This is a genomic window from Bacteroidales bacterium (genome assembly GCA_012517825.1).
Taxonomy (GTDB): Bacteria; Bacteroidota; Bacteroidia; order Bacteroidales; family JAAYUG01; genus JAAYUG01.
Map to the genome: position 1 here is coordinate 1 of JAAYUG010000051.1, position 7,645 is coordinate 7,645.

Annotated in this window: 1 protein-coding gene and 3 pseudogenes; all 4 read right to left on the minus strand. The window is 42.2% G+C overall.

The window, feature by feature from the left end:
- The 4 genes and pseudogenes from GX419_03550 to GX419_03565 all read right to left on the minus strand — a co-directional run bounded on the left by GX419_03550 (nt 1) and on the right by GX419_03565 (nt 7,238).
- Nucleotides 1–269, minus strand: a pseudogene (locus tag GX419_03550) (class I SAM-dependent DNA methyltransferase).
- Between the two features lie 330 nt (nt 270–599).
- Nucleotides 600–1,016, minus strand: a pseudogene (locus tag GX419_03555) (hypothetical protein).
- 264 nt (nt 1,017–1,280) lie between these two features.
- A pseudogene (locus tag GX419_03560) lies at nt 1,281–3,617 on the minus strand (class I SAM-dependent DNA methyltransferase).
- A gap of 228 nt (nt 3,618–3,845) precedes the next feature.
- Complete coding sequence (locus tag GX419_03565; GenBank protein ID NLI23767.1) at nt 3,846–7,238, minus strand: DEAD/DEAH box helicase family protein; 3,393 nt, start codon at nt 7,236–7,238, stop codon at nt 3,846–3,848.
- Nucleotides 7,239–7,645 lie beyond the last annotated feature (407 nt).

Here is a 7,645-nt window from a genome sequence, read left to right on the forward strand (position 1 = left end):
ATAACGATCACCCACAGCCCTGCCCACTCGTAGTGGTAACGTTTAATATCGCGGCCTCGCAGGATGGGTTTGATAATGGCTTCTGTGCGTTGGCGTTCGTTTAGTCCGCCGATGCAGGATGCATCGGCCACACTGCAGTTGTCAAGTATTTCGTTGCGTTTTTCGGTGGTAATAATAAATGCCTCGTTTAAGCCGGTTAATACGCCACGATATATTTTGACATCCCAATCTTTAAGCGGTTTACCGATGCTTTCGATTTTTTCCTTAAGCCGTTGTTCGGCATCGTTTCCTATAAACCATGCCTCTCCGCTGAGCTTATCAAGTATTACCGCATTCTCCTTTACCTGCCTGTCGATGTCTACATCGCCATTTTGCCTTTGCAGGGTTAGTGCCCTTAACCTAAAAGTACCCAGAGCATCCCTGCTCTGGATTGTACCCAGAGCATCCCTGCTCTGGATTGTACCCAGAGCATCCCTGCTCTGGATTGTACCCAGAGCATCCCTGCTCTGGATTGTACCCAGAGCATCCCTGCTCTGGATTGTACTTCCATCAGCACTTTTTCCACCAGCAGGGGTGCTGGTGGTACTTTTACCTTTGGGATTATTTCTTATGTATTTTCTTATGGCTTCGAATGCTTTTTCATTTCGTACTATATGGTCATATGACTCGTGCATCCACACCTGACCTTTTCTCCCAAGTAATTTATTGATTTCATTAGCGGTGTATGATTTCCAACTGTGTAGAATATCGGTAATGGAATAATTACCAATAGGTTTTACCAACACATGTACATGGTTAGGCATAATTACCCATTCGTCAAGAATATAGCGCTCGTTATTGAAATGTAATAATGCATCAGCAACAATTTTTGAAACTTTTGAATCTTTCAAAACGCATTCGCCATAACCTGAATCAAGGAGTTCTTCAATTCGTTTAGTAAATAAACGAAAATATTCTATTTTTTCTTCTTTTGATAATAAACTTAAGTCTTTATCTTTATGCTTCTTTAACCACATTTCACGTTCGGCTTTAATCTTTTCTTTTGCATGCTCTGGAATGGAATCTGCAAGTCGGAATGTTATAAAATACCACACATTTTTTTGTTGCCAGTGAGGAAGATTGCCCCGATGTATTTCAATTTCATTATATGGGCTAAAAAATTCATATATTTCTCCAGCAGGGATGCTGGAGCAGGAGGTACTTTTAGTTTCTCCAGCAGGGATGCTGGTGATACTTTTTCCACCAGCAGGGATGCTGGTGGTACTTTTAGTTTTTTGGATCAGCAGAATATTGGTATCAACGGTGGCATTTTCAAAAACACCGGGGCCTAAATCAATAAGCAGCACTGGATTGTGGCGGGCAAAAAACTGCCGCAACTTTTCGCCATAGCCTGCCCGCATCCATTTGTTGGAGGTAATATAACACAAATGTCCTCGCTGTTTCAGCAGTTGCAGACCTTTTTCGTAAAACAGGCAGTAAATGTCGCCGGTGCGGTCAAAAGTTTCGTAATGCTGGTCTTTGTAAAGGTCCGCATACTTAAGTTTTCCGCTATAGGCTTTCTGAAGCTGAATGTAGGGCGGATTCCCTATTACAATATCAAAGCCCTCGGTTACCCCAAACATCCATTCGGGGTCGAACCAGTCGGCTGAGGAATTTTGATCATAAGGGTCAAAGGAGGCAATCTGTTCTGCAGATCTGCTTTCCCAACCTTCGGCTTTCAATTGTCCTGCAATTTGTTTTCTGAGTTCTTTGTCCTTGCACTGAAGGTTAATTTTTTCTTTCCGGGTTTTGGCTGTATAGTACTGGTGACGGAGTTCTTTCAGTTCATTTTCTTTTTCATCAATCGAGGCGTTTCGTATAGTAAGCTGTTGTGGTCTTCCCAGGCCAATTAATGTGTTAGCCCCCACAAACTTGGTTTCGAGGTTGGGCAAGGGACGGATACCAAAATTTTCTTTCCTGGAATCAATTTTCTGGTCAATCACCAGCGAAATAAAAAACCGCAGTTTGCTAATCTGTATGGCAATGGGTTGAATATCCACCCCGTAAATACAGTTTTCAATCAGGTACAGCTTACGGGCATAGTCGGGGTAATTGATATGCTCGTCGAACGATTCGTTAATCTCTTTCAGCAGTTCTTCGCGTTCACTCTTATCGGAATGTTTAAATGCCTTTTGAGTTTCCTCAAGGGCTTTGTTGTACTGTACTTCGTACCAAACTTTGTTATCCGGGTCGAGTTTTTGCAGAATAAAAACCAGCTGGTGCAGAATACCCATTGGAAAGGCTCCCGAACCACAGGCAGGGTCAAGTATTTTAATGTTGTCGACCAACTCAATAATTTGTTTTTTTTGATCCTCGCTTAAGTCAGGGGCATCGTCGGAGAATGCGATCAGCTTTTCAATGGTTGCCTCATCCAACTGAGTATTTGAAAGCAAGTAATGCTTTACGGATTGCTGTACCATGTAATCGACAATCTCGCGGGGGGTGTAAAAACTTCCTGTGGCTTTGCGGGCAGTGGTAGCAGTTTCGGGGTTGTACGAGGCCAGCAGTTCTTCAAACACCTTACCCAGCATCTCGGGGTCAAGGGCTACTTCCTGGTCAACCGGCGTGCTTTCATCAATAGTGAAATTGTAACTCTTTAAAATTTCAATCAGTCCCCGTACGGTTTTATCCTTTCCCATTTCGTAAACCGAGAGGTTTACCTTCTCTTCATCGGCCTGAAAAAACAGGTAATCAGAAATGATGGCCTGCTTACGGGGATTGCGCGAAAATCCGTCAATGTAGATTACCTTTCCGGTTTCATCCTCTTTGTCGAGGCAATCGAAAAGCCCACCGTTCAGGAATGGAATGTCCTTAAAGAGGGCAATTGCTTCTTCGGGCGGGATGGCAAACTTTTGAGCATAGCGGTAAAGGTTTTTTACTCCGTACTCCTTCTGGTTTTGTGAAAAGTCTCCTTCACGGGCAAAAGCCCGCTCGTTCATTTTCTGGTTCAGGGTGCCGAAAAAAAGGTTCTGGAGAACGGCATTGTAATAGTTGGATGCCTCTTTGCCGGCATAAAAATCCTTAACAATGCGCTTGAGTTCTTTTACGTCAAAAAGTGATGCAGGGATCAGTTTTTTTTCCTTGATAAACCAGATAAAAATAATTCGTGTGAGTAAGCGAATCAGGTTGGTGGAGTTACGGATTTCAGCATCTTTAGCCGGGTTGTCTGAGTATTTGTAGTCGTCGGGAAACTTCACCTTATCCATAGCCCAGAAGTACCAGCAGGCTATTTCGTGGTAAAATTCGGCCCGCACCTTATCCACACTGAACGCTTCAATGATTTTCGATAACGAAGTGAATTCGGCAAGGCTTATTTGCCGGATAAAGGTTTTGTTGGTTTGTTCGCGGCTGACAAAGTAGGTGTATCGCTTAAAATTGCTGAACCTGACCTTGCCTCCGGGCAATGGGATGTCGTAAATCAGCGAGAAACGGAAATCGCCCCTGTCGTCGTAAAAAACAAAGAAGCCACCCGAATACCTGAGTTGTTCCTTTAAAATCTTTTTACCCAAATCATACTGTCTTTTCTTGCCGCTCCGTTCCGAAAGTTCATGTTTGGTTTTAGCTGTAAAAACAAGCATTTCCAGCTTGTCGTCGGTTGTTTCAAAACTGCCTAGAAGGGTGCACCCCTCAAAGAATTCGTCGTTGAAACGGACTACTTCTTCCGGATTATGTTTAAAACTTCGTGTTTTATTACGAAAAAGTGTAACAAGATTGTGGTGGTTAAAATCGGAAATCAGATTTTCAACTATCTCCTTGTTCATGGCCGGTTTTTGTTAAAAGCTTCAGCTTACAAAGAATTTTACGTTTTATATTGGAATTGCCTGGTTCGGTGTTCCAATGTTGCGGATGGCGATAATGATTTCGGTTGCTGTTTTTGAAATGCGCTTTTTTTCGTTTTCGAGGTAATTAGTTCCCAGTTCGTTCATAAGGCTTGATATTTCGGTTATTACCCCCTGTAATTCATTGCCATTGTTTTTCAGATTGGCAATGCGGCGGAGGGTAAACTGCGTAAGTGTTCCATAATCCAGTATATCCTCGCGCAGGGACCTGAGGAATGCTTTATACGGCAGTAATTCAGGCTCCTGCAGGCGCAGATAGTAGTTCAGGTTATTCAGTGCGGTTTTTTCAATGCTCTGTTCTGATGTGGCGATTTCAGACTTCAGTTTCAGTGTTTTAATTTTCTGGTATTGATCCCAGAAATCAGCATCGAGCGGTATGCTTCTGGTATCGGGGGAACACATGATTTTATCGAGCACCAGTTCAAGTGAGGTATCCATCACTTCCAACGTGTTGTTTTCCATTTTGCCCATGCGGATGTACATGCGGTTCTTTTTGAAGCAAACAATGATGTTGTCTTCGCCGGAAGGTTTGGCAACCTTAATACGTGCCGGTGCATTCTCAATGTTTTCAATGATTTCAGGGTATTTCTCTTTGTTTTCGTTGTACAGATTCAAAACTTTGGTAAAAAAACTCTCTTCCTCAGCACTGTCGGGATTTTGCATAATTTTTTGGTACAGTTTGGCGGGCGATGGTTCCTCATCGATGTCGAATATTTTTGCATCTTCCCCCAGAGTGTTGTGGATCATAAACATTTTGTTCTGGGCAATTTCACGCGATTTGACCAATTCCGCCCCCTGCTCGGTTGGGAAAAAATTAATAATACTCAGGGAATCAAAAACTTTTTTACTGATGCGGTTAATACGCCCCAGCCTTTGAATCACGCGCACCGGATTCCAAGGTATATCGTAGTTGATAATCGTGCCGGCACGGTTAAGGTTGAACCCTTCGCTCAGCTTATCGGTACAAAGCAGAATATCGTAATGATCCAGCGGGCGTGTATTGGCTGCATCAAAATTCCGGTTTATCTCATCGTATTTTGTTTGCGTTAAGTTCCCCCTGACAACCAGTATTCGTTTTGCCAGTTCAGGTTTTTGTTTTTCAAAATGCTCGTATAAGTAATCAACTGTATCGGCAAATTCGGAAAAAATTATGTACTTCCGCTTAGGTTCCCTGCCATTTTTTGGTTTCGTGTTAATTTCCTTTTCAAGGTTAGCCATCAGGCAGGTTGCTTTAGGATCGTTATACAGCAGATTGAATTCTTTTAATCGTTCCAAAATCTCATCAAAAAGTTTCAGATCTGAATTAATATCATCAACAAACCTGTTTGCGGCTTTAAATGCGCTTATCTTGTACCGTTTATGCTTTTTGGGGTAAACCCCTTCACGAATTTTCTTTTCGTACTCAACAAGGTGTTGCTCAATTTCATCTGTATCGAGACTGACAATATTTTCAAGCAGATCGCGATCCAGAATGTATTCCCCGTTCAGCGGGTTGCCGGCGCCGGTTTTTGTTATGAATTCAAGAACCGTTGTATTGATTCGCCTGAAGTTGGAAATGGTTTTTTCAAATGATCCGAACGAACTTTCGAACCGTTTTACAACAAGGCGGCGCATGATGTCGAACAGGTTGCGCTGTTGCAGAAATTCACGATGCAGCTCTCGGTCTTTTGAGTCCTGTTCGAAGCCTTCTTCATATTCGTACGGTCGGTAGATTGCCCCGCTGAACAACCCCCCTTCATCGGGATCAGCAAAATAGCGGTTGATAATTTTGTCATAAAAGTCCGATTGCTCGCGAGTTAGAGCAAAAAACCATTCCCTGGGGTCCTCAACAACCGACAGTTCGTTTACTTCGTTTTGATAGTTTGGATTTTTTATCAGGTCGAGCCTGTTGCGGCGTATAGTAATAGGCTCAATGATACTGCGTATCTGTTTTGCCAGCAGGTGCGTTTTACGGGCCACCCTGGCAAGGTCAATCTCATCTTCATTAAAAATGGTCTTATAATAATTTCTGGCTTTATCCCGCTTTAACGGATCCCGTGCATTGTAATTCTTTTTAATGAACGAAAGCATATCGAAAAGGTAACCGATTGAGCGGAAGTGGCTGATCAGGTCGTTATCGAGGGTAATGGACGATTTTCGGGGGATGATGAAGAGGTTCAGAAGAGCCAGAATGTCGCTGGGTTTATTGTTGAAGGGCGTGGCTGTTAACAGTATGACCATTTTCCCCCTGCAAATGTTTTTCAGAAGTTCATAACTCTGTGTATCGGTATTTCTGAAACGATGCGCTTCGTCAACAATGACGACTTCAAAATCGTCGCGATTCTTTATGTATTCGAACGTTTCCTCAAGCTTACCCTGCGAGCGAACTTCCCAGTCGTAAAGCTGGAACTGGTCGAGGTACTTATTCCATCCCTCGTTTTTATTTTCGTCGCCCATTAGCCCCGGAGGGCAAATTACCATGCCCCTTTTTCTAAGAACCCTGGCAATGGCACAGGCGATAATAGTTTTACCTAAACCTACTACATCGGCAATGAGCACGCCATTGTGCTGTTCAATAATCGACAGGCCGAGCTGGACAGCATCGAGCTGGTACCGGTATGGCTTATACCCGATTTTTTCAAGAAACTGTGGAAGGTATGTTCCGACATCCTTATGCTCATAAGCCTCAAGGTAGGATTTCAGCACCAGAAGATAGGCTTCAAATGGGGTGACTTGCTTAACATGGGTCTCCTTTTCAATAACTTCAATTAAGCGTTTTTTTAAGTCGTCCCACTCCGTAATTTTTATTGAGTTTTCCCAAAGCGTATCAAAGTACTTTTCGGCTTCATCAAAGCCATAGTCCGATATTTCGACATTGAATTCGTTCTGCGTGCTAAGGCCTGAACGAGTAAGATTGCTGCTTCCGGTAATAAACAGGTTTTTCTTAATTATTTCTTTGTCGGACAGCTTGAAAAGGTAAAGCTTGGCATGGTTTGGCTCAAGGGTTTTCCGTATGGTAATTCGGTTTTCAGCAATCAGCTTAATAAAAAAACTAATTTGCTCATAAAATTCCCTGGTGTCGAATTCTTCGCTGTTCAATGCTTTTCGTGTTGACTGGTAAAAAAGTTCTATTTTTTCATCGTCACTCATGCCATCAGCTTCGGCATACTCAACCAGCAAATTGTTAAAATGGTCTGCATTGAGGCCGACCAGAACTTTAAGTTCCACACTGCTGTTATGCATAAGGGCGTTGATGAGTTCCTTTAAACCCGAAAAATAAAAGAACCCCACCAAGAACTTCAACTCCTTACTGACTTGAATAATTTCAGAAATTCGTTTTTTTAATTCTTTTGTGCTGCTGTTAGTAATAAAATTGGACATAAAACCTATTTAAATACCGAAATTGCAAAAAGCTTTTAAATCCAAAAAAGTTTGGACAAATCAAATATACTGAATAATGCAAATCATTGCACTTAAAAAATGCTAACACCCTCCGTAAACCCATACGTTATGATTGTTAACATTGTTAGTGAGAGCAGGGTAACCAAGAAACAGAGCGTAAAGCACAGAGCGTAAAGCGTAGAGAAATGGTGTTCATCAGTTTATTCTCCGCTTAACGTTCTACCCAATTGTTCACTATTCAACACTTGTCAGTGCCTGAAATAAGTTGACCGAAAAAAAGTTAACAATATGAAAAAAGTAGTATGTTTTGATCATGAAGCCAGAGCTAGTTATAACAGGCATTTCAGTGATGATTTCAAGAAAAAGAAAGTCAGAGAATTAGAACG

Coding starts and splice junctions, on each gene's coding strand:
- GX419_03565 (NLI23767.1), bottom strand. CDS start 7,238: ATGTCCAATTTTATTACTAACAGCAGCACAAAAGAATTAAAAAAACGA.